The organism is Arthrobacter sp. MDT2-16, from assembly GCF_054510925.1.
Window position 1 is genome coordinate 35,349 of record NZ_JBTNDP010000002.1, and the last position, 23,375, is coordinate 58,723.

At 69.1% G+C, this 23,375-nt stretch carries 16 protein-coding genes; 10 read left to right on the top strand and 6 right to left on the bottom strand.

The annotated features are described in order from the left end of the window. Positions 1 to 26 precede the first annotated feature (26 nt). Together ACX80N_RS04760 and rpsA are read left to right on the top strand one after the other, a co-directional pair. A complete protein-coding gene (locus ACX80N_RS04760; protein WP_459338506.1) occupies positions 27 to 1,325 on the top strand; it encodes a GNAT family N-acetyltransferase in 1,299 nt (432 codons plus the stop codon). Between the two features lie 256 nt (positions 1,326 to 1,581). Further along, a complete protein-coding gene (gene rpsA / locus ACX80N_RS04765) occupies positions 1,582 to 3,054 on the top strand; it encodes a 30S ribosomal protein S1 (protein ID WP_105030710.1) in 1,473 nt (490 codons plus the stop codon). Between the two features lie 132 nt (positions 3,055 to 3,186). Here the strand turns inward: rpsA and ACX80N_RS04770 are convergent, their stop codons facing one another. Both ACX80N_RS04770 and ACX80N_RS04775 read right to left on the bottom strand, forming a co-directional pair. Further along, complete coding sequence (locus ACX80N_RS04770; RefSeq protein ID WP_459338507.1) at positions 3,187 to 4,335, bottom strand: class I SAM-dependent methyltransferase; 1,149 nt, start codon at positions 4,333 to 4,335, stop codon at positions 3,187 to 3,189. Between the two features lie 342 nt (positions 4,336 to 4,677). Then, a complete protein-coding gene (locus ACX80N_RS04775) occupies positions 4,678 to 6,345 on the bottom strand; it encodes a RecQ family ATP-dependent DNA helicase (RefSeq protein WP_459338508.1) in 1,668 nt (555 codons plus the stop codon). Positions 6,346 to 6,466: 121 nt separating this feature from the next. On the opposite strand from ACX80N_RS04775, the gene coaE reads away from it, so the two are divergent. The 3 genes from coaE to ACX80N_RS04790 all read left to right on the top strand — a co-directional run bounded on the left by coaE (position 6,467) and on the right by ACX80N_RS04790 (position 10,958). Then, positions 6,467 to 7,447: a dephospho-CoA kinase gene (gene coaE / locus ACX80N_RS04780; protein ID WP_459338509.1), complete on the top strand. Its 981-nt coding sequence runs from the start codon at positions 6,467 to 6,469 to the stop codon at positions 7,445 to 7,447. An 82-nt stretch (positions 7,448 to 7,529) separates the two neighbouring features. Beyond that, entirely contained in the window at positions 7,530 to 9,605 is a 2,076-nt protein-coding gene (uvrB, locus tag ACX80N_RS04785) for an excinuclease ABC subunit UvrB (RefSeq protein ID WP_459338510.1), read from the top strand. Between the two features lie 270 nt (positions 9,606 to 9,875). Then, positions 9,876 to 10,958, top strand: coding sequence for a TerC family protein (locus ACX80N_RS04790; protein WP_105030704.1), 1,083 nt, complete (start codon positions 9,876 to 9,878; stop codon positions 10,956 to 10,958). Positions 10,959 to 11,050: 92 nt separating this feature from the next. Here the strand turns inward: ACX80N_RS04790 and ACX80N_RS04795 are convergent, their stop codons facing one another. From ACX80N_RS04795 to ACX80N_RS04805, 3 genes are all read right to left on the bottom strand, one after another. Continuing rightward, positions 11,051 to 12,316 (bottom strand): alpha/beta fold hydrolase, encoded by a 1,266-nt coding sequence (locus ACX80N_RS04795; RefSeq protein ID WP_459338511.1) that lies wholly within the window; start codon positions 12,314 to 12,316, stop codon positions 11,051 to 11,053. Positions 12,317 to 12,384: 68 nt separating this feature from the next. Next, a complete protein-coding gene (locus ACX80N_RS04800; RefSeq protein WP_459338512.1) occupies positions 12,385 to 12,861 on the bottom strand; it encodes a GNAT family N-acetyltransferase in 477 nt (158 codons plus the stop codon). Between the two features lie 40 nt (positions 12,862 to 12,901). Beyond that, positions 12,902 to 15,445, bottom strand: coding sequence for a DEAD/DEAH box helicase (locus ACX80N_RS04805; RefSeq protein ID WP_459338513.1), 2,544 nt, complete (start codon positions 15,443 to 15,445; stop codon positions 12,902 to 12,904). A gap of 39 nt (positions 15,446 to 15,484) precedes the next feature. Between ACX80N_RS04805 and ACX80N_RS04810 the strand changes: the two genes are divergently transcribed. Then, positions 15,485 to 16,258 carry a trans-aconitate 2-methyltransferase gene (locus tag ACX80N_RS04810; RefSeq protein WP_459338514.1) on the top strand — a complete coding sequence of 258 codons (774 nt, stop codon included), beginning with the start codon at positions 15,485 to 15,487 and terminating at the stop codon, positions 16,256 to 16,258. Between the two features lie 8 nt (positions 16,259 to 16,266). Here ACX80N_RS04810 and ACX80N_RS04815 read toward each other — a convergent pair whose 3' ends face one another. After that, positions 16,267 to 16,917 carry an MBL fold metallo-hydrolase gene (locus tag ACX80N_RS04815; RefSeq protein WP_459338515.1) on the bottom strand — a complete coding sequence of 217 codons (651 nt, stop codon included), beginning with the start codon at positions 16,915 to 16,917 and terminating at the stop codon, positions 16,267 to 16,269. Between the two features lie 108 nt (positions 16,918 to 17,025). Here ACX80N_RS04815 and ACX80N_RS04820 point away from each other — a divergent pair, with 108 nt between their 5' ends. From ACX80N_RS04820 to uvrC, 4 genes are all read left to right on the top strand, one after another. Beyond that, positions 17,026 to 17,403, top strand: coding sequence for a GntR family transcriptional regulator (locus ACX80N_RS04820; protein WP_459338516.1), 378 nt, complete (start codon positions 17,026 to 17,028; stop codon positions 17,401 to 17,403). A gap of 85 nt (positions 17,404 to 17,488) precedes the next feature. Further along, the gene (gene uvrA / locus ACX80N_RS04825; protein ID WP_459338517.1) at positions 17,489 to 20,398 is read left to right on the top strand and encodes an excinuclease ABC subunit UvrA; all 2,910 of its coding nucleotides are present in this window, start codon (positions 17,489 to 17,491) and stop codon (positions 20,396 to 20,398) included. A 148-nt stretch (positions 20,399 to 20,546) separates the two neighbouring features. Then, complete coding sequence (locus ACX80N_RS04830; protein ID WP_459338518.1) at positions 20,547 to 21,215, top strand: lysophospholipid acyltransferase family protein; 669 nt, start codon at positions 20,547 to 20,549, stop codon at positions 21,213 to 21,215. 86 nt (positions 21,216 to 21,301) lie between these two features. After that, entirely contained in the window at positions 21,302 to 23,353 is a 2,052-nt protein-coding gene (gene uvrC, locus ACX80N_RS04835; RefSeq protein WP_459338519.1) for an excinuclease ABC subunit UvrC, read from the top strand. The last annotated feature ends 22 nt before the right edge of the window (positions 23,354 to 23,375 follow it).

Here is a 23,375-nt window from a genome sequence, read left to right on the forward strand (position 1 = left end):
GGGCACCGCCGCTAGGGTGGTGAGACGTGAGCCACTACACACCCGAACTGAGTACCGAGACTTTCACCCCGGGCGCCGACGAGGACGCCTCGACCGAGGGCCGCTTCGCGAAATGGCTCGACGCCGAGGGGATCGGCTTCCATGAGGGCACGTTCGACCCCGAGGACCTCCCGCGCTACCTGGCGGCCTACCGGGCGGACGAGCGCGTGCTGTGGGGCGTCCATGACAGCGCCCAGCCCGCCGAGGCCCTCGGCGCCGACCACCCCGTAGCCACCTACGGCACCATGGTCCACCCGCTCAACGTCGGTGCAGCGCAGATCGACGCCCACCAGATCACCGCGGTCACCGTCCGCACCAGCCACCGGCGTCGGGGCATCCTCCGCGCGACGATGGTGCGGGATCTGCGCGAGGCGGCGCAGTGCGGACGTCCGCTGGCCATCCTGACCGCGTCGGAGGCCACCATCTACGGCCGCTTCGGGTTCGGGTGCGCGACCTTCACGCAGAGCATCGAGGTCGACGTGCGGGAGCGCTTCGAGGTCACGGCTCCGCAGGCGGGGACGACGACGCTCGTGGCACGCGACCACGCCGTGGCCCTCGCCGAGACGATCTTCGAGCGCTTCCAGGCGTCGACCTTCGGCTCCGTGGGCCGGCAGTACGCCTATCCCCGCCGCGCATCGGGCGAATGGGGCCGTGAGCGCCCGGTGGTCGACCGCGCCGTCCGCCTGGCGGTGCACTACGACGCCGCCGGAGAGCCGGCAGGCTACGTCAGCTACCGGTTCGCCGGCTGGGAGACCACGCCGTACACGATGAAGATCGTGGACCTCGTCGCCGCCACACCGTCCGCATACCTCGAGCTCTGGCGCTACCTCGGATCCCTCGATCTCGTGGAGCGCATCACGTGGGACGGGGCACGACGTGACGACGCCCTGCCCTGGGCGCTCCGCGACCGGCGCTGCTACGAGGTCAAGGGCACCGACGACGTCCTCTGGGTCCGACTGCTCGACGTGCCGGCGGCCCTCGGGAAGCGCTCGTACCGGGGCAGCGGCAGGATCGTGCTGGAGGTCCTGGACGACCTCGGGATCAGCGGCGGACGTTACGCCCTCACCGTCGTCGACGGCGCCGCACAGATCGACCGGGTGGACGCGACGGCCGCACCCGACGCCACGCTCACCGTCAACGCGCTCGGATCCCTGTACCTCGGGGGAGTGCAGGCGTCCACGCTCGCTGCGGCCGGAGGCCTGACCGCCCACGCCGACGACGCCGTCGGCGTGCTCGATGCGCTCTTCGGGCGTGCACAGGAGCCGTACTGCATCACGCACTTCTAGGCCCGGGCTCCTGCGTCGCGGAGGTGCCGCTCTGCTTTGACGGTGTTGGACCCCGCGGCTAGACTGAACGGGCGCGTGGTGCGCTCTGGTGGTATCCGGTGCAACCGGCAACCCCTGAGCCGTACCACTCCTGAACCTCTCGAGGTTCTTTCCCATTCGTCCACATCCGGACATCGGAACCGCTCCCGGCCCAGCTGGAATCGTGGTGTCCGTCATGACCGGAGCAAGTCATCATCCACAACGGAGCCCCAACTACATGACCATCACCACCACCGAGAAGCAAGGTGCCCCCGTCGTCGCCATCAACGACATCGGCACCGCTGAGGACTTCCTCGCAGCGATCGACGCGACCATCAAGTACTTCAACGACGGGGATCTCGTCGAGGGTACCGTCGTCAAGGTCGACCGCGACGAGGTCCTGCTCGACATCGGTTACAAGACCGAGGGTGTCATTCCTTCCCGCGAGCTTTCCATCAAGCACGACGTCGATCCCGGGGACGTCGTCTCCGTGGGCGATCAGGTCGAGGCTCTGGTCCTCACCAAGGAAGACAAAGAAGGCCGACTGATCCTCTCCAAGAAGCGTGCTCAGTACGAGCGTGCCTGGGGCGACATCGAGAAGGTCAAGGAAGAGGACGGCGTCGTCACCGGCACCGTCATCGAGGTCGTCAAGGGTGGCCTCATCCTGGACATCGGCCTGCGCGGCTTCCTGCCCGCGTCCCTCGTCGAGATGCGTCGCGTCCGCGACCTGGCTCCGTACATCGGCCAGCAGATCGAAGCGAAGATCATCGAGCTCGACAAGAATCGCAACAACGTCGTTCTGTCGCGTCGTGCATGGCTCGAGCAGACCCAGTCCGAGGTGCGTTCCACGTTCCTCAACAAGCTCGAGAAGGGCCAGGTCCGTCCGGGCGTCGTCTCCTCGATCGTCAACTTCGGTGCGTTCGTGGACCTCGGCGGCGTCGACGGCCTCGTGCACGTCTCCGAGCTCTCCTGGAAGCACATCGACCACCCGTCCGAGGTTGTCGAGGTCGGTCAGGAAGTCACCGTGGAGGTCCTCGAGGTCGATCTCGACCGCGAGCGCGTCTCCCTCTCGCTGAAGGCCACGCAGGAAGACCCCTGGCAGACCTTCGCCCGCACGCACGCGCTGGGCCAGGTCGTCCCCGGCAAGGTCACGAAGCTCGTTCCCTTCGGTGCGTTCGTCCGCGTCGAGGACGGCATCGAGGGCCTCGTGCACATCTCGGAGCTCGCAGTCCGCCACGTGGAACTGGCGGAGCAGGTCGTCTCCGTGGGTGACGAGCTCTTCGTCAAGGTCATCGACATCGACCTCGAGCGCCGCCGCATCTCCCTCAGCCTCAAGCAGGCCAACGAGGGCGTCGATGCCGACAGCACCGAGTTCGATCCCGCGCTCTACGGCATGGCCGCCGAGTACGACGACGAGGGCAACTACAAGTACCCCGAGGGCTTCGACCCCGAGTCGAACGAATGGCTCGAGGGCTACGAGACCCAGCGCGCCGCGTGGGAGGCCCAGTACGCCGAGGCCCAGTCACGCTGGGAGTCGCACAAGAAGCAGGTCGTGCAGCACGCGTCCGACGACGCCGCTGCAGCGAACGAGCCTGTCGAGTCGAACGCGACGAGCTACTCGTCCGAGCCCGTCGCCACGGACTCCGGTTCCGGCACGCTCGCTTCCGACGAGGCACTCGCCGCACTGCGCGAGAAGCTGACCGGAGCGTAGGCTCCAGCACTCCAGCAGGTACACGAAGGACCCCCGTCGATTCGGCGGGGGTCCTTCGCGTGTGCGGCCTCTGACCGGGTGGGGCGCCGGGCAGCCGGCGAGGGAGGGCGGCCGGGGCGCGCGACGGCGGCGCTACCGCCGCCTCGACGAGACCGTCACCGTGAAGCGCGGAGAACGGTCGAGCTGACGCGTGGGACCGACGAGCCGTTCGAGTACCGGGCGGTAGCGAAGATGGCTGTTCCACACCGTCCACAGCTCGCCGCCTGGTGCAAGGACGCGGGCGCAGTCCTCGAAGAGCCGGTGGGCGATCCCTGCATGCACGGTGCTGCCGATGTGGAACGGAGGGTTCAGGACGATCACGCCCGCCGAGGCGTCGGGTACCGCCGCCAGGGCGTCGTCCCTGGTGGCGCTGATCCGGTCGGCGACGCCGTTGGCCGTCGCGGTCGCCATGGTGGAGGCCACCGCCGACGCCGACTGGTCCGTCGCGTGGACGGCCAGCCGGGGGTCCGCGAGCGCCAGGTACGCGGCGATGGCTCCGTTCCCGCACCCCAGGTCGATGACCCGGGGCTGCCGGGCAGGGCCCGCCGGCGGGTCGGTCAGCCCTCGCAGGTGGGGAAGCAGCAGTCGGGTCCCGGGATCGAGCGCTGCGCCGCCGAAGGTCGCACCGTAGGCGCGCAACTCCAGGGGCCGGTCGAGGCCGACATCGTGCCGGGCGCTCCGCGGGAAGGCCGACGCGGCGGGGGGACGTGGTCCCGACGCCACGAGGACGCGGGCCTTCTGCCGGGCCAGGGTCGCTGTGACGTCCGTGAAGTAGCGACTCAACACCTCGTTCATCGACAGGGACATGTGCTTGATCCGCCCCGCTGCCAGCACCTGGACGTCGGGCCGGGCATGGGTGGCGATCGTCCACGCGACCTCATCGAGCTCGTCCAGGGAACGCGGCAGCCGGATCAGGACGGTGGTGGCGCCGGTCAGGAGATCGGCATCGAGGCGGCACGACCGGTAGGCCCCCTGCAGTCCCTGGTCGGCGGCATTCAGCGCGAGGGCCCGCTCGTGCACGATGCCGTCCTGGAAGGCGCGGATGTCGTCCCGGCCGGACAGGTGGGCAGCTCCGAGCGTGAGGGCTCCGTAGGCGTCGTTGACAGTGGCGATCGCGTCCGAGGACCGCAGGCGATCGGCGGCCGTGTCGAGGAGCAGACGGTCGGCGGCATCGACGGCCACCAGCTCCTGGGCCTCGACGTCGGGACGGCGGCGCAGGAGATCGAGGTCGAACGGGCTCATCTGCACATCCTAGGTGGCGTCGCCCGTGCGCTCAGGTCGCCGCGGGGTCGGGACCGATGCCGTCGCTGTCGTGGCCGTCGGTGTCCTCCGGGCGTTTGTGCGCGACGGGTCCGCCCCCCGGTGCCGCGCGGTCCGGGTCCGGACGCCGCTGACAGCATGCGCCGCATGGCCTCGTCCGCATCGAGGCCGTGCCGTTCCGTGACCTCCGCGACCTCCGGCCCGCCCCTTGATCCGCCGTCACACGGCGATTCGAGGAATCCGACGAATCCGGCCATGCCGCGCTGGTCCTACCCTGCCCGGCGACAGCCGCCCGTGCCGTCCGTGCCGTCCGTTCCGTCCGTGTCAGCCGACGGCGGGCACGGGCGCCAGCAGCTCCTTCGCCTCCACCAGCTCGGTGGAGAGCGTCTTGTAGCCCACGGAGTCGAACAGCACAGTGATGATCCCTTCCTCGTAGCCCATCACCGTTCCGCGTCCCCACTCCGGATGCTCGACCAGGGTCTCGACGTCAAAGGGCTGGTCCGCGTCAGGGGTGCCTGCCGCGACGGCGTCCTCGAAGGACGCGGTCGCTTCCTCCCGGCTGCAGTTGTCGCAGTTCCCGCAGGCCCCGGGCAGCTCCTCGCCGAAGTACGAGAGCAGGAACTGTCGCCGGCAGCCTCTCGTCTCCGCGTAGCGCCGGGCCATCTCCACGCGCGACTGGTCGATGCGCTCGCGGGTCTCCGCCTGCTCGACAGCCCGCTCCACGGCATCGGCAGGGGAGATCTTCCTGGCCCGGTAACCCTTCACGCCGTCGCCCACGCTGCCGGAGGCCTCGAGGAGGTTGAGGAGCCCCGTCAGCTTCCGCGGGGAGAGGCCGGACAGCTCCCTGAGCTTCTTGGTCTTGACGGGCCTGCCCGCGACCATGAGGAGCACGAACAGCTGCCTCAGCTGCGTGCGGTTGACGGACTTCGCGGCGAAGAACCGGCGCAGGGAGAGGTCCTCGGGCCGGTAGTGCAGGATTGCCTGCGACACGAGCCCGTCACGTCCTCCCCGGCCGATCTCCTGGTAGTAGCTGTCGAGGGAGTCCGAGATGTCCGCGTGCAGCACGAAGCGCACGTCCGGCTTGTCGATGCCCATGCCGAACGCCGTGGTCGCGATGACGACGTCGATCGTGCCGTCGAGGAAACCGTCGTGCACCGCCTGGCGCTCGTTCCTGAGCCTGCCGGCGTGATAGACGTCGGCGCTGCGTCCGCGCTCCTGCAGTTCGGAGGCGAGGGCATTCGCTGCCTTCTTCGTGGCGACGTAGACCAGTCCCGGACCCTCCAGGGAGAGGACCTGATCGCGGATGGCTCGTTCCTTGTCGGCGCTCTCGACGTGATGGACGACCTCGAGGGACAGGTTCGGGCGGTCGAAGCCCTCCACGATGACGGTCGGGTCCGTCAGGCGCAGCCGTTCCACGATCTCGTTCTGCACAGGGTGTGAGGCGGTCGCTGTCAGGGCGATCACGGGCACGTCGAGGTCCTTCAGGAGGTGGCCCAGCTGCAGGTAGTCGGGCCGGAAGTCGTGGCCCCAGGAGGAGACGCAGTGAGCTTCGTCGACGACCACGAGCGAGACGTCGAGGGACCGCAGGTGGGCGGCGACGTCGTCGCGCGCGATCTGCTCGGGAGCGAGGAAGAGGAACTTCGCACGCGTGGACTCGTCCTCAGCCGCTGCCGCCTCCCACGCCGCAGCGAGCTCGCTCTTCTTCATCCCGGAGTTGATGACGTGGGCACGCGGGGAGCCCGCGCTCTCGTTGATCGACTCGGCCTGGTCGTGCTGGAGCGCGATCAGCGGTGAGATGACCACGGCGACGCCGGGCAGTGCCATCGCCGGCACCTGGTAGATCGCCGATTTGCCGGAACCGGTAGGCATGACGCAGAGGATGCTGCGGCCCTCCAGCACCGCTTCCATGGCGCGCTCCTGGCCGGGACGCAGGGTGTCCCAGCCGAATGTCGACGCGGCAGTCGATCGAAGGTCCTGCAATGTGATGGTCACGGTGCTCCTTACAACGATAAGTCCCCTTAGGGTATTCAGGGCCACTGACAGTTCCTCCAGGCAGCCGCCGGGAGGGGTGCCGCTTGACAGCCGGCGGACGAGCCCGCGTTAGGGTTGGCCCATGCTGCGCATAGGACTGACAGGGGGCATCGCCGCGGGGAAGTCCGCAGTGGCCCGCCGCTTCGCCGAACTCGGCGCCGTTCTCGTCGATGCCGACGTCCTGGCACGCGAGGTGGTCCAGCCCGGCTCGCCGGCGCTGCACGAGATCGTCGCGGCATTCGGTGCGGACCTCGTGGGAGTCGACGGTGCCCTGGACCGGCCTGCCCTAGGACGACTGGTCTTCGCGGACACGGCAGCGCGCGAGCGCCTCAACGCCATCGTCCATCCCCGTGTGCGGGAACGGGCAGCGGCACTCGTCGACGGTGCCCCCGAGGACGCCATCGTCGTCGAGGACATCCCCCTGCTGGTGGAGAGCGGGCAGGCAGCCCGCTTCCACCTCGTCGTCGTCGTCGACGCGCCGGACGAGGTCCGCGTCGACCGGATGGTCCGGCAGCGCGGCATGGATCCCGGGGAGGCCGGACGGCGCATCGCGGCGCAGGCTCCGCGGGCGGACCGGTTGCGGGAGGCCGACGCCGTACTCCCCAACGACCGGGCCCTCGAGGACCTCCTCGCGGCGGCCGACGCCCTGTGGGACCGGCGCATCGTCCCGTTCCGCGACAACCTGGTGGCTGGCGCACCTGGCAGCGGCCTGCTCTCCAGCCCGTCGGCGGCAGGACTGCCGGGCACGGTCGGGCTCGCCCGGCGCACCCGCGCCAGGCTCGCCGCGGCACTCCCGCCCGGAGCCTCCGTAGGGTCGGGGGGCGCCCCGGGCGCCGCTCGGGACGAGGACGACGTCGTCGTCGCGAGCGTGCGGGTGACGGTCGAGGAGGACACGGATCCAGCGCCCGTGGCGAGCGCCCTCGCAGCCGCGGGATACCCCCGTGACCGGGGCAGCGGGAGGGGTCGGGGGGAGGCGCACGCCGGCCTTCCCGCCGTGCATCGCGCGGCCGATCCCGCACTCGACGTCACGGTGACGGTGGCGTCCGCGCCGGCACCGTCCTGAGCCCGGCAGGGGCGGTTCCCGCGGCGTTCAGCCGCCAGCAGATCAGGGCAGGAGTGTCAGCGGCAGGGTCTACCGTTAAGACATGAGTCTTGCGCAGGATATCAAGCGTGTCGTGGCCCCTTTCGAGGTCATCAGCGAGTACACGCCCGCGGGCGACCAGCCCACCGCGATCAAGGAGCTGGCCGGGCGGATCAATGCGGGCGAGAAGGACGTCGTCCTGCTCGGTGCCACCGGTACGGGCAAGAGCGCCACCACGGCCTGGCTCATCGAGCAGGTGCAGCGCCCCACCCTGGTGATGGTGCAGAACAAGACCCTCGCGGCGCAGCTCGCGAACGAGTTCCGGGAGCTGCTGCCCAACAACGCCGTCGAGTACTTCGTCTCGTACTACGACTACTACCAGCCCGAGGCCTACGTCCCGCAGACGGACACCTTCATCGAGAAGGACTCCTCCATCAACGAGGAGGTGGAGCGCCTGCGCCACTCGGCCACCAATGCGCTCCTCACGCGTCGCGACGTCATCGTGGTCGCCACCGTGTCCTGCATCTACGGGCTGGGGACGCCCGAGGAGTACATCAACAAGATGGTCACGCTGCGCCGGGGCGACCAGATGAACCGCGACGCGCTGCTGCGCCAGTTCGTGGGGATGCAGTACACGCGCAACGACATGGACTTCCACCGGGGGACGTTCCGCGTCCGCGGTGACACCGTGGAGATCATCCCCATGTACGAGGAGCACGCGCTGCGCATCGAGTTCTTCGGCGACGAGGTGGAGAACATCTACACGCTCGACCCGCTCACGGGGAACGTCATCCGCGAGGAGGAGGAGATGTACGTCTTCCCCGCCTCCCACTACGTCGCCGGCGAGGATCGCATGACGCGCGCGATCAAGGACATCGAGGACGAGCTGCAGCAGCGCCTGGCGGAATTCGAGGCGCAGAACAAGCTGGTCGAGGCGCAGCGCCTGCGCATGCGCGTCACCTACGACCTCGAGATGATGCAGCAGATGGGGTTCTGCAACGGCATCGAGAACTATTCGCGGCACATCGACGGACGCGATCCGGCCTCGGCACCGCACTGCCTGCTCGACTACTTCCCCGACGACTTCCTGCTCGTCGTCGACGAATCGCACGTGACCATCCCGCAGATCGGCGCCATGTACGAGGGCGACTCCTCGCGGAAGCGGACCCTCGTTGACCACGGGTTCCGGCTCCCGTCAGCGATGGACAACCGGCCGCTGAAGTGGGACGAGTTCCAGGACCGCATCGGGCAGACGGTCTACCTGTCGGCGACGCCGGGCAAGTATGAGCTGGGCAAGGCCGACGGGTTCGTCCAGCAGATCATCAGGCCCACCGGACTCGTCGACCCCGAAGTTGTGGTCAAGCCGACCAAGGGGCAGATCGACGACCTCCTCGGTGAGATCCGCAAGCGCACCGCCATCAACGAGCGCGTCCTCGTCACCACGCTCACCAAGCGCATGGCCGAGGACCTCACCGGATACCTCCTCGAGCACGGGGTTAAGGTGGAGTACCTCCACTCGGACGTGGACACGCTGCGGCGCGTGGAACTCCTGCGCGAACTGCGCATGGGCACGTTCGACGTGCTGGTGGGCATCAACCTGCTCCGTGAGGGCCTCGACCTTCCGGAGGTGTCCCTCGTGAGCATTCTGGACGCCGACAAGGAGGGCTTCCTCAGGAGCACCACCTCGCTGATCCAGACCATCGGGCGTGCGGCCCGCAACGTCTCGGGCGAGGTGCACATGTACGCGGACCGCATCACGGACTCCATGGAACGCGCGATCGACGAGACCAACCGGCGCCGTGCCATCCAGGTGGCGCACAACCTCGAGCACGGTATCGATCCCACTCCACTGCGCAAGCGGATCGCCGACATCACGGACACCATCAACCGGGAGGACGCCGATACGCGCGCACTCCTGGAGGAAGCCGCGAAGGGCCGGAAGCCGAAGAAGGGCGCCGGGCGCCACGAGGGACTGGCGTCCGTCCCGGCCGAGGACCTGACCGACCTCATCCAGCAGCTGACGGACCAGATGCACGCGGCGGCCGCCGAGCTGCAGTTCGAGCTGGCCGGACGGCTGCGCGACGAGGTCGGCGACCTCAAGAAGGAGCTGCGGCAGATGCAGTCGGCCGGCCACGCCTGAGGGTCGCGCCATGACCTCCATGACCGGTGAAACCTCCGGGAGGGACGACGGCCGCCACGTCAAGGAGGTCCGCGCTCCGCATCCGGGGAACGTGACTTCAACGGGTGCTCCGCGGCTCGGGTAGCATTGGGCGGACGTAGGGGAGTATCCCAAGCGCTATGGACGTCAGCACGCAGGGCATTGTTGCTCCGCCGGGCATAGCGGTCGGTCGGCACCATGCCGCGGCGGAGAGACTTACGGCGATCCATTCCACCCTGCGGAAGGCCCTTCATGCCCACATTGCCCCTGGCGTTCGAGATCGGCACGTTCGTCGTGCTCGGGATCATCCTGCTCTTCGACCTGCTCCTCGTCGTCAAGCGGCCACACGAGCCGTCCATGAAGGAGGCGGGCCTGTGGGTCGCCTTCTACGTGGGACTCGCGCTCGCGTTCGCAGCGCTGATGTTCGTGTTCACGGGGCCCGAGTACGGCGGCCAGTTCATCGCCGGCTGGATCACCGAGTACAGCCTGAGCATCGACAACCTGTTCGTCTTCATCATCATCATGGCGCGCTTCTCGGTCCCGAGGAAGTACCAGCAGGAGGTGCTGATGGTGGGCATCATCATCGCGCTGATCCTGCGCGGCATCTTCATCGCGCTCGGTGCCGCCGTGATCGAGAACTTCAGCTGGATCTTCTACATCTTCGGTGCCTTCCTCCTGTACACGGCGTACAAGCAGGCCAAGGACTCGGGTGAGGACGAGGAGGACGCCGGCGACAACAAGCTGATCGCGAAGCTGCGCTCGGTGCTGCCGATGTCCGAGTCCTACGACGGCAACAAGGTGCGGACCGTCGTCGACGGCAAGAAGGTGTTCACTCCCATGCTCATCGTCTTCGTGACGATCGGGCTCACCGATCTCCTCTTCGCCGTCGACTCCATCCCCGCAATCTTCGGTCTCACGCAGAGCGCGTTCATCGTCTTCACCGCGAACATTTTCGCCCTGATGGGCCTGCGCCAGCTCTACTTCCTGCTCGGCGGCCTCATGACGCGCCTCATCTACCTGAAGCACGCCCTCTCCGTCATCCTCGCCTTCATCGGCGTGAAGCTCATCCTCCACGCGATGCACGTCAACGAGCTGCCGTTCATCAACGGCGGCGAGCACATCGAGTGGGCTCCGGAGATCCCGACGTTCCTGTCCCTCGCCGTGATCGTCGCGACGATCGTCATCGCGGTCGTCGCCAGCCTCATCAAGTCGAAGGCCGTCGAGAAGTCGGCGGTGCGCTCGGGCGGCGCCGACCACAAGGCGTCCTCTCCCGCCGTCACCGACGGGCTCGACGAGGCCGCGGACGAGGCCGGCACCAAGAACCCGCGCCACTAGGCTCCGCCGGCACGCCAGGACCGACAGCAGAAGAGGGACCCCGCACAGTGTGCGGGGTCCCTCTGTCGTCCGGCCGAGCCGGCGGCACTGGGTCAGGGGCGGGTCATGCCGAGCAGCCGCTCGAAGATCGCCTCGCCGTTGTCCGCGATCCCGTCGTGGTGGAACTCGTCCGTCTCCCACACGGCGAGGTTCCTGATGCCGGCGGCCGTGGTGAGGGAGAGATTCCGGTCGACGTAGATGTCGTGACGGTAGACGGCTGCGGCGGCCGGCACGACGTTCGTCGCCAGGACGTCCGCGTCGTACAGCGGACCCCAGTCCTCCTTCGCCGCGAGCACGTCCGCGACCGCACGGAGCGGCCGCAGCGCGGGATCCTCCTCGAAGTACCAGGGGTATACCATCTCGCCCGTGAACAGGATCTCAGCGGCGTCGTCGCGGAACTGCGGGTACTCGTCGAGCACGCGCCGGGCGGCCCACGAGGACGCGCCGCCCTGGCAGTAGATGGACTCGTGCATCAGCGCGTACAGCGGCTGCGAGGCCCTGCTGACGATCCCCTGGACCTGCTCGAGGAACGTCGCGGACAGCCGGGGGCCGTCGGGCGTGGTGGTGAACGCGTCCTCGAGGAGGTAGTGGAGGGCGTGGACCCGGGTGTTCCCGCCCAGGAACGAGCCGACCATCTGGAAGCGCCGCACCGTGAGCCGTTCCCCGTCGGGCAGGTGCTCCTCCACCTTCCCGAGGTGGCGGGCGATGCGCGTGACCAGCTCCCGGTCCTCCGGGTACCAGGAGAAGTACTCGCGGTTGCGTTCCTCCACCCGGGCGAACGTGGCCCGGTACACCTCGTCCGGCGCTCCCGCGAGGGGGGCGAGGCCACCGGTGATCAGGGCGCGCTCGATGCCCGCGGGTGCGTTCGACAGGTAGGTGAGTGTGCAGAAGCCTCCGTAGCTCTGCCCGAACACCGTCCAGGGCGCGCTGCCGAGACGCGCACGGATCAGCTCGGCGTCGGCCACGATCGCGTCCGCGCGGAAGTGGGACAGGTAGTCCGCCTGGGCCTGCGGCGTCGGCAGCGCCGCGAGTGTGGCGGCGTCGGCGGGGGTGGAGCGCCCCGTGCCGCGCTGGTCCAGCATGAGGATACGGAAGTCACGGGCGGCGGCCTTCATCCAGCCCGAGAGCTGCGTGGTCCGCACGCCCCGGCCACCGGGCCCGCCCTGCAGGAACAGCAGCCACGGCAGGCGGGCGACGGCATCGTCGTCGTGCTCGAGGGACGAGTACTCGCGGGCGAACACCTCGATCCGCTCCGAGGTCGTGTCCCGGTGGTCGAGGGGCACGCTGAAGGTGTGGCCGGTGGCGCGCACTCCGCGCATGACGACGGTCCGGCCGATTCCATGTAGGTCGGCGTGGGGAAGGGGCACCAGTGCGGGCGACACGGCGGTCACAGCGCGGCGGCGTCGGTGAGGGCGCTCCCCGTGAGCCGGAAGGTGCTCCAACCGGACTGCGGTCGGGCGCCGAGCTGCTCGTAGAAACGGATGGACGGCTCGTTCCAGTCGAGCACCGACCATTCGACCCGGGCGTAGCCGCGCTCGACGGCGATCCTCGCGAGGTTGGTGAGCAGGGCCTTGCCGTGTCCGGCGCCGCGCGCCTCGGGGCGCACGTACAGGTCCTCGAGATAGATGCCGTGGACGCCCTCCCAGGTGGAGTAGTTGAGGAACCACAGGGCGAATCCCTGAATCTGCCCCTCGGCCTCGACGACGTGCGCGTAGATCGCGGGGGAGTCGCCGAACAGGGCGGCCTCGAGGGATTCCGCGGTGTTCTTCACGGCGTCCGGCTCACGCTCGTAGAGGGCCAGGTCGTGGATGAGCTGGAGGATGACCGGGACGTCCACCGGCCGTGCTTCGCGAAGAGTCGACATGTCCCCAGCGTAGCCAAGCTCCCGCCGTCGAACGGCGGGGTCAGGCCGCGACGGGGGCCCCGACGCCCAGGATCCGCACCACGGGGCTGCCCGCCTCGTCCGACGCCGGCAGGTCGATCTCCGCGTTGATGCCCCAGTCGTTGTTGCCCTCGGGGTCCTTCAGGATCTGCCGCACCTTCCAGAGGCCAGGGACCTTCACGATGATCAGCAGCGCCGGTCCGCGGGCCTCGGGGCCGTCGTCGATGTCCTCGTAGTCCGCGAAGTACCCGTCGAGGGCCTCCGCCCAGCGGTCGGCGGTCCACCCGGAGTCCGCGTCCAGGGCGCCGAGTGCCTCGTCGCGCTCGTCGGCGAAGAGCTTCACGCGCTGGAACATCTCGTTGCGCACCATCACGCGGAAGGCGCGCTCGTTGGAGGTGACGGACGGCGGCTCCTCCGGGAGTTCCACGGTATCCGCGGGCGCCCCCGGAACGATCCCGGCGGTCAGCTGGGTCCACTCGTCGAGGAGACTGCTGTCCACCTGCCGGACGAGCTCGCCGAGCCATTCGAGGATGTCGCTAAGGTCTTCGCGGAGGGCCTCGACCGGCACCGTGTGGCGCAGCGCCTTGTAGCAGTCGGCGAGGTAGCGCAGGAGGATGCCCTCGGAGCGCGTGAGCGAGTAGAACGCCACGTACTCGCCGAAGCTCATCGCTCGCTCGTACATGTCGCGGACCACGGACTTGGGGGCGAGCTCGAAGTCACCGAGCCATGGCGCTGATGCCCGGTACACGTCGAAGGCCTGCTGCAGCAGCTCCTCGAGCGGCTTCGGGTAGGTGACCTCCTCGAGCCGTGCCATCCGCGCGTCGTAGTCGATCCCCTCGGCCTTCATGGCGGCCACGGCCTCGCCGCGCGCCTTCTTCTCCTGCGCGTTGAGGACCTGCCGGGGCTTCTCGAGCGTGGCCTCGATGACCGAGACGACGTCGAGCGCGTAACCCGGCGCCTCGGGGTCCAACAGTTCCAGGCTCGCGAGGGCGAAGGGGGAGAGGGGCTGGTTGAGGGCGAAGTTGGCCTGCAGATGCACGCGGAGCCGGACCTGCCGCCCGTCCGGCTCGGGGACGGGCAGCCGCTCGACGATCCCGGCCGTGACGAGTTCGCGGTAGATGCCGATGGCGCGGCGCATGAGCCGCAGCTGGGATGCCCGCGTCTCGTGGTTCTCGGTGAGCAGCCGCTTCACCGCGGTGAACGGGTCGCCGGGCCGCTCGAGGAGGTTCAGCAGCATCGAGTGGCTGACGGAAAACGACGACGTCAGGGGGTCCGGAACGCTCTCGACGAGCCGCTCGTACGTGGGCTTGCCCCAGGACACGAAGCCCTGCGGCGGCTTCTTGCGCACCACCTGGCGCAGTTTCTTCTGGTCGTCGCCGAACTTGGAGACCGCCTTCGCCATGGCCTTGGTGTTCTCGACCACGTGGTCGGGCGCCTGCACGACGACGGTGCCCGCGGTGTCGTATCCGGCGCGCCCGGCGCGCCCGGAGATCTGGTGGAACTCCCGCGCGTTGAGCAGCCGCGTGCGCACGCCGTCGTACTTGCTCAGCGCGGTGAGGAGCACGGTGCGGATGGGCACGTTGATGCCCACGCCGAGCGTGTCGGTGCCGCAGATGACCTTCAGCAGGCCGGCCTGGGCGAGCTGCTCGACGAGCCTGCGGTACTTGGGCAGCATGCCGGCGTGGTGCACGCCGATGCCGTGGCGTACGAGCCGGTTGAGGGTCTTGCCGAAGCCCGCGGAGAACCGGAACGTCGCGATGAGCTCGGCGATCCTGTCCTTCTCCTCACGCGTGCAGACGTTGACGCTCATGAGGTTCTGCGCCCGTTCGATGGCCTCGGCCTGGCTGAAGTGCACCACGTACACGGGCGCCTGGCGGGTGGAGAGCAGTTCCTCGAGGGATTCCTGTACGGGTGTCTCGACGTAGTAGTAGTGCAGCGGGATGGGCCGTTCCACGGACGTGACCGTCGCCGTCGCGCGACCGGTGCGGTCGGTGAGGTCCTTCTCGAACCGCGTCACATCGCCGAGCGTCGCGGACATCAGCAGGAACTGCGCCTGGGGCAGTTCGAGCAGGGGCACCTGCCAGGCCCAGCCGCGCTGCGGGTCCGAGTAGAAGTGGAACTCGTCCATCACCACGGTGTCGACGTCGGCCTGCGCGCCCTCGCGCAGGGCGAGGTTCGCGAGGATCTCGGCGGTGCAGCAGATGATCGGCGCGTCCTGGTTCACGCCGGAGTCGCCCGTGATCATGCCGACGTTCTCCGCGCCGAAGATCTCGCACAGGGCGAAGAACTTCTCGGATACCAGCGCCTTGATCGGCGCGGTGTAGTAGCTGGTCCGGCCCTCGGCGAAGCACTTCAGGTGCGCCGCGACGGCCACCAGCGACTTCCCGGACCCGGTGGGCGTCGCGAGGATCACGTTGTTGCCCGAGACGAGCTCCATCGCGGCCTCGTCCTGCGCCGGGTAGAGTGCCAGCCCGCGCGCCGTCGCCCATCCCGTGAAGGCTTCGTAGACCGCGTCCGCGGGGAGTTCGCCGTCGTCGTACCGGGGCAGGTGTTCTTGGATCCTCATGGTCCTTCCAGCGTACCGGTGGGGACCTTAGGGTGGATCATGCGCTGGGACCCTGGACTCTATGCCCGTCACGCCGGTCACCGCGGCCGTCCGTTCTTCGACCTCGTGGGACGCGTCGGCCACGACGCGCCGCGCACGGTCGTCGACCTCGGGTGCGGACCCGGTGAGCTGACGGAGGCGCTCGCGCTGCGATGGCCAGGGGCGACGGTGCGGGGCATCGACTCCAGCACGGACATGATCGATGCCGCCCGGCGCCGTCCCGCACCGCCGAACCTGGCCTTCGAGGTGGGCGACCTCCGCGCCTACCGCCCCGGCTCCGACGACGTCGTCGTCACGAACGCGGCGCTCCAGTGGGTCCCCGGGCACCAGGACCTCGTGGCCGCATGGGCCAGAGCGCTGCCCGCGGGAGGGTGGCTCGCCCTGCAGGTGCCCGGCAACTTCCCGGCGCCGTCCCACGCGCTGATGCGCGAGCACGCGGCGAGCCCCCGCTGGGCGGAGACGCTCCGCGGCATGCTGCGGCACGACGACGCCGTGGCCGAACCGGCGGACTACGCCGAGCTGCTGCTGTCCGCCGGGCTCGAGGCCGACGTCTGGGAGACCACGTACCAGCAGGTGCTGCCGGGGGAGGACGCCGTCCTCGGCTGGGTGCGCGGCACGGCCCTGCGGCCGGTCCTGGAGGTGCTGTCCGCGGAGGAGGCCGACGAGTTCGAGGCCGGGTACGGCGGGCTGCTGCGGACGGCGTACCCCCGGGGCGGGCACGGCACCGTCTTCGGCTTCCGGCGCATCTTCGCCGTCGGCCACCGGTCACCGTAGCCGGCGCCCTACCAGCCGCGCTGCTTCCACTCCTCGAGGGAGCCCCGTTCGGCGCCGAGCGTCGTGCCCTTCCCGTGCCCCGGATGGACCACGGTGTCGTCCGGCAGGCGATCGAAGAGGCGTGTCACGACGTCGTCGTACAGGGAGGCGAAACGCGCCGGATCGCCCTGCGTGTTACCGATGCCCCCGGGGAACAGGGAGTCGCCCGTGAACAGGTGCGCCGGCCCGTGAGGATCCTCGTAGAGCAGTGCGACGGAGCCGGGGGTGTGCCCGCGCAGGTGAATCGCCTTGAGCTCGAAGCCCTCGAAGGAGCCCGTGTCGCCGTGCTGCAGCGGCACGTCCGTGGCGACCGCGATGTCCGGGACGTCGTCGGCCCCGGCGGCCGTGCGCGCCCCCGTAACGTCCTTCACCTCGGCCAGCGCCCGCACGTGGTCCCAGTGCGAGTGCGTCGTGACGATCAGCGCCACGCGGGCCTCGGCGTCGGTGTCCTCCTGCGCGTCGGCGAGCAGCGCGAGGATCGCCGGGGCGTCGTCAGCGGCGTCGACGAGGACCTGCGCGCCGGTCGACTTCGAGGTGAGCACGTATACGTTGTTGTCCATCTCGGACACGGAGATACGGCGGATCGTGATCTCGGTGAGGCTGTGCAGGGGGCTGGTCATGAGCACAGTGTAGGCGTGCGCGCCCGACGGGGACTCGGACCCGGCAGGTAGGGTTCGTGTACGCCGCGACCCGCCGGTCCCGGCGTCGGATTTCGGAAGGAACAGGGCGTGGAGCAGGACATCCCGCGGTGGTTGAAGCTCGATCCGCAGAGCACGGCTCCGCCGTTCGAGCAGGTCAAGCAGGCCGTCCTGATGGCCTCGACCTCGGGGAAGGCCGCCGTCGGGACGCGGCTGCCGCCGGTCCGCGGACTGGCGACGCACCTCGGGATCGCGGCCAACACGGTCGCCCGCGCCTACAAGGAACTGGAGCAGGCAGGGGTCGTGGAGACGAGGGGTCGGGCCGGGACAGTCATCACCGCCGGGGGTGACGAGGCCCGCCGTCGCGTCGCCGCCGCAGCCGACGAGTTCGCCGCCGTCGTCCGGTCCTCCGGGCTGTCCGAACGCGACGCCGTGGCCTACGTACAGGCGGCATTGCGCCGAGCGTGAACGACGCGCCGCGGGGCGCGGAAACCACGCGGAAAAGGCGTCATTCGAATATGTCTTCGAAGCTCTTTTCCCCTACAGTGGATGAGTGTCTATAGCAAATTCCCTCGAGCAGCATGCCCACAATCCGGAGCCGGCTCCCCAGGACCTGTCCCGGCTGATCGTCAAGGGCGCGCGTGAGCACAACCTGCGCAATGTCGACCTGGACCTGCCGCGCGACGCCATGATCGTCTTCACGGGCCTCTCGGGCTCGGGGAAGTCGTCGCTGGCCTTCGACACCATCTTCGCGGAGGGCCAGCGCCGCTACGTCGAGTCGCTCTCGGCCTATGCCCGGCAGTTCCTCGGCCAGGTGGACAAGCCCGACGTCGACTTCATCGAGGGGCTCTCACCCGCGGTCTCGATCGACCAGAAGTCCACGAGCAAGAACCCGCGCTCCACCGTGGGCACCATCACCGAAATCTACGACTACATGCGCCTGCTCTGGGCGCGCGTGGGCCGCCCCCACTGCCCCGTCTGCGGCGAGCCCGTCGCGAAGCAGACACCCCAGCAGATCGTGGACCAGCTCCTCGAGCTCGACGAGGGCACGCGCTTCCAGATCCTCGCCCCGGTGGTCCGCGCCCGCAAGGGCGAGTTCGTAGACCTCTTCCAGGAACTCACGGCCAAGGGCTACTCGCGTGCCCGCGTGGACGGTAAGCTCATCCAGCTCAGCGACCCGCCAAAGCTCGGCAAGCAGTACAAGCACACCATCGAGGTCATCATCGACCGCCTCGTGGTGAAGGGCGGCATCCAGCAGCGCCTCACCGACTCCGTCGAGACCGCGCTCAAGCTCGCCGACGGCCGCGTGCTCGCCGAGTTCGTCGACCTCCCCGAGGACGACGCCAAGCGCCTCCACGCCTTCTCCGAGCACCTCGCCTGCCCCAACGAGCACCCGCTGGCCATCGACGAGATCGAGCCGCGGTCCTTCTCCTTCAACAACCCGTTCGGCGCCTGCCCGGCCTGCACCGGGATCGGCAGCAAGCTCGAGGTTGACGAGGAGCTCGTGGTCCCCAACCAGGACCTGAGCCTCGCTGAGGGTGCGATCGCCCCGTGGTCGCTCGGCACGGCGACGCTGGAGTACTGGACGCGCCTGCTCGAGGGACTCGCGTCCGAGCTGAAGTTCGACATCACCACCCCCTGGCGGAAGCTGCCGGACCGTGCCCGCGAGGCCGCGCTGTACGGCAAGGACCACAAGGTGGTGGTGCAGTACAAGAACCGCTTCGGTCGCGAGCGCAAGTACAGCACCGGCTTCGAGGGAGCCATCCAGTACATCCAGCGCAAGCACGCGGAGACGGAGTCCGACAACGCGCGCGACCGCTACGAGGAGTACATGCGGGAGATCCCGTGTCCCACCTGCGGCGGCGCACGGCTCAACCCGGCGTCGCTCTCGGTGCTCATCAACGGCCGCTCCATCGCCGAGGTCTCCGCGATGCCGATGCGCGACTGCGCCGAGTTCCTCGACAATCTCGTGCTGACCGGCCGAGAGGCCCAGATCGCCAACCAGGTCCTCAAGGAGATCCAGGCGCGCCTGACATTCCTCCTCGACGTGGGCCTCGAGTACTTGAACCTCGAGCGCGCCTCCGGCACGCTCTCCGGCGGGGAGGCCCAGCGCATCCGCCTGGCCACGCAGATCGGCTCGGGGCTCGTGGGCGTGCTCTACGTCCTCGACGAGCCGTCCATCGGACTGCACCAGCGCGACAACCGCCGCCTGATCGAGACGCTCACGCGCCTGCGCAACCTCGGCAACACGCTGATTGTCGTCGAGCACGACGAGGACACCATCGCCGAGGCCGACTGGATCGTGGACATCGGACCGGGCGCGGGGGAGCACGGCGGCCAGGTGGTGCACTCGGGCCTCCTCGAGGACCTGCTGACCAACGAGGAGTCGCTCACCGGTGACTACCTCTCGGGGCGCCGCAGGATCGAGATCCCCGCGAAGCGCCGCAAGATCGACCGGTCCCGGCAACTCAAGGTCGTCGGCGCGCGGGAACACAACCTCGTGAACGTCGACGCGACCATCCCCCTCGGGGTGCTGACCGCGGTCACCGGCGTGAGCGGCTCCGGCAAGTCCACCCTCGTCAACGACATCCTGTACAAGGTCCTCGCGAACAAGCTCAACGGGGCGAAGCAGGTCGCCGGACGGCACAAGCGGATCGACGGCCTCGAGCACCTCGACAAGGTGATCCACGTGGACCAGAGCCCCATCGGTCGCACGCCGCGGTCCAACCCGGCCACCTACACGGGCGTCTTCGACAACATCCGCAAGCTCTTCGCGGAGACCACCGAGGCGAAGGTCCGCGGCTACCTCCCGGGCCGATTCTCCTTCAACGTCAAGGGCGGCCGCTGCGAGGCGTGCTCCGGCGACGGCACGCTGAAGATCGAGATGAACTTCCTGCCGGACGTCTACGTCCCCTGCGAGGTGTGCCACGGGGCACGGTATAACCGCGAGACCCTGGAGGTCCACTACAAGGGCAAGACGATCGCCGACGTGCTGGACATGCCGATCGAGGAGGGCGCCGAGTTCTTCGCGGCCTTCAGCCCGATCGCCCGGCACCTGAACACGCTCGTCGAGGTGGGTCTGGGCTATGTCCGCCTCGGGCAGCCCGCCACCACGCTCTCCGGCGGCGAGGCACAGCGCGTGAAGCTCGCGAGTGAACTGCAGAAGCGGTCGAACGGGCGCAGCATCTACGTGCTCGACGAGCCGACCACCGGCCTGCACTTCGAGGACATCCGCAAGCTCCTGCTCGTCCTGCAGGGCCTCGTGGACAAGGGCAACACCGTGATCACGATCGAGCACAACCTCGACGTCATCAAGAGCGCCGACTGGGTGATCGACCTCGGTCCGGACGGCGGTTCGGGTGGCGGGCAGATCATCGCGACGGGCACGCCCGAGCAGGTGGCCCGCAACGAGGGGAGCTACACGGGCACGTTCCTGAAGGAGATCTTCGACAAGGCCGTGTAGCCCGCCGGAAGCGGACCGGATATACCCGCGAGGGCATGCATGATGCATGCCCTCGCGGTGCTATGGCAAGCTTGCTCGGTGTCCCCCATGCATTCGCCGATACTCCTCCAGCCCGACCGCACGCGCGTCGACCCCGCAGGTGTGATCCGTGGGCGTCTATGACCTGACGCGCAGCACGACCCGCGGGCTCATCGCGGGTCTCTGCCGTCCGACCGTGGAGGGGCTGCACAACGTGCCCGCGGACGGCCCGTTCATCGTCGCGCCGAACCACCTCTCCTTCCTCGACAGCGTCCTCGTGCAGGCCCTTATGCCCCGGCCGGTCGCCTTCTTCGCGAAGGCCGAGTACTTCACGGGCACCGGCGTCAAGGGCGCCCTCATGAAGCAGTTCTTCGAGGGCGTCGGCTCGATCCCCGTGGAGCGGGGCCAGCAGGCCGCGAGCGTACAGGCCCTCCGGACGCTCCTGGACCTGCTGGAGCAGGGCGACGGCGTCGGCATCTACCCGGAGGGCACCCGCTCGCGCGACGGCAGGCTCTACCGTGGCAGGACCGGCGTCGGCTGGCTCGCGCTCACCACCGGGGCGCCCGTGGTGCCGGTGGGGCTCATCGGCACCGACGCACTGCAGCCGGCGGGGAAGAAGGGCATCCGGCCGCAGCACTTCACGGTGCGGATCGGCGAACCCCTCGTCTTCGAGAAGACCGGCCCCGGGCACCCGCTGCCGGCGCGGCGTCAGGCCACGGACGCGATCATGGACGGCATCGCGGCCCTCACGGGCCAGGAACGGGTGCCCTCCTACAACCAGAGCCCCGCCGCCGAGTAGCGCCGCCGCACGGGCGCCGTCAGCGGTCAGCGGAAAGCGGTGCCCGGCGTCGGGCTCCGTCACCGCCCAGCCCTAGGATTGAGGGCGTGGCGAACCCAGTAACGTACCGGCCGAAGACCGGCGAGATCCCGCTCGACCCGGGGGTCTACCGGTTCCGGGACGAGCACGGCCGGGTGATCTACGTCGGCAAGGCGAAGAACCTCCGCTCGCGCCTGAACTCCTACTTCGCGAACCCGCAGGGCCTGCTCGCCAAGACCCGCAGCATGGTGTTCACCGCCGCGAGCGTCGAATGGACCGTGGTGGGCAGCGAGCTCGAGGCGCTGCAGCTCGAGTACACGTGGATCAAGGAATTCGACCCGCGGTTCAACATCATGTTCCGGGACGACAAGACGTACCCGTACCTCGCAGTGACGATGGGGGAGAAGTACCCCCGCGTCCAGGTCCTGCGCGGCGACAAGAAGAAGGACACGCGGTACTTCGGCCCGTTCTACCCGGCGAAGGCCATCCGCGAGACGGTGGACACGATGATTCGCGTCTTCCCCGTCCGCACGTGCAGCGCCGGCGTGTTCAAGCGCGCCGAGCGGACCGGCAGACCCTGCCTCCTCGGCTACATCGACAAGTGCTCGGCGCCGTGCGTGGGACGCATCAGCGCGGAGGACCACCGGGCCCTCGCCGGCGACTTCTGCGACTTCATGTCCGGTGAGGCGAAGAAGTTCATCTCCGGGCTCGAGAAGAAGATGGCCGAGGCCGTCGCCGAACTCGACTACGAGTCGGCGGCACGCCTGCGCGACGACATCTCCGCGCTCCGCCGCGTCTTCGAGCGCAACACCGTCGTGCTCAGCGAGGACACCGACGCGGACATCTTCGCCATCAAGGAGGACGAGCTCGAGGCCGCGGCGCAGGTCTTCCACGTGCGCGGCGGCCGGATCCGCGGGCAGCGCGGCTGGGTGGTCGAGAAGGTCGAGGACATGGACACGCCGGACCTCGTGGAGCACCTGCTGCAGCAGGTCTACGGCGAGGGCAGCAGCAGCAACGAGCAGATCCCCCGCGAGGTCCTCGTGCCGGTCCTGCCCAGCAACTCCGAGCAGATCCTCGAATGGCTGCGCGGGCTCCGGGGCGCCCGCGTGGACGTGCGCGTGCCGCAGCGCGGCGACAAGGCGACCCTCATGGGCACCGTCGAGCAGAACGCCGCGGAGGCTCTGCGCCTGCACAAGAGCCGCCGCGCCGGTGACATCACCACGCGGTCGGCGGCGCTGCAGGAACTGCAGGAGGCCCTCGACCTGCCCCAGCCGCTCATGCGCATCGAGTGCTTCGACATCTCCCACGTGCAGGGCACCAACGTGGTGGCCTCCATGGTCGTCGTCGAGGACGGCCTGCCGCGGAAGTCCGAGTACCGCAAGTTCTCCATCACCGGCGACGCCGCCCGCGACGACACCGCCTCCATGTACGACGTCATCCACCGCCGTTTCCGCAACTACCTCGCGGCGAAGGCGGGGAACCAGGTCGACGCCGCCGCGGACCCGGAGGTGGACCCGGTGGACGACGCCGGGTCGGTCCTCGCGCACCCCGCCGTCGACGCACCCGGCGCCCCCGAGGCCGGGGGCGGGCCACTGAAGGACACGACCACGGCGATCACCCGCAACCGCTTCGCCTACCCGCCCAGTCTCGTCGTCGTCGACGGCGGCCCGCCCCAGGTCGCAGCGGCCTCCCGCGCGCTCGAGGACCTCGGGATCGACGACGTCTTCGTGATCGGCCTCGCCAAGCGCCTCGAGGAGGTGTGGGTCCAGGACAGCGAATTCCCGGTCATCCTCCCGCGGGCCTCGGAGGGATTGTTCATGCTCCAGCGCATCCGCGACGAGGCGCACCGCTTCGCGATCACGTTCCACCGGCAGAAGCGCGGCAAGTCGATGACCGCCTCGGCGCTCGACGACGTCGCCGGCCTGGGCCCGGCCAAGCGCAAGGCCCTGCTCAAGCACTTCGGTTCGGTGAAGAGGATCCGGGCGGCGTCCGTCGAGGAGCTGGTGGAGGTGCCGGGGGTGGGCCCGGCCCTCGCCGAGACCATCCGCACCTCGCTCGCGGTCGCGGACGCCCCGGCTCCTGCCGTGAACATGACCACGGGCGAGATCATCGAAGATTAGCTAGGCTGAAGACGCGGCCGCA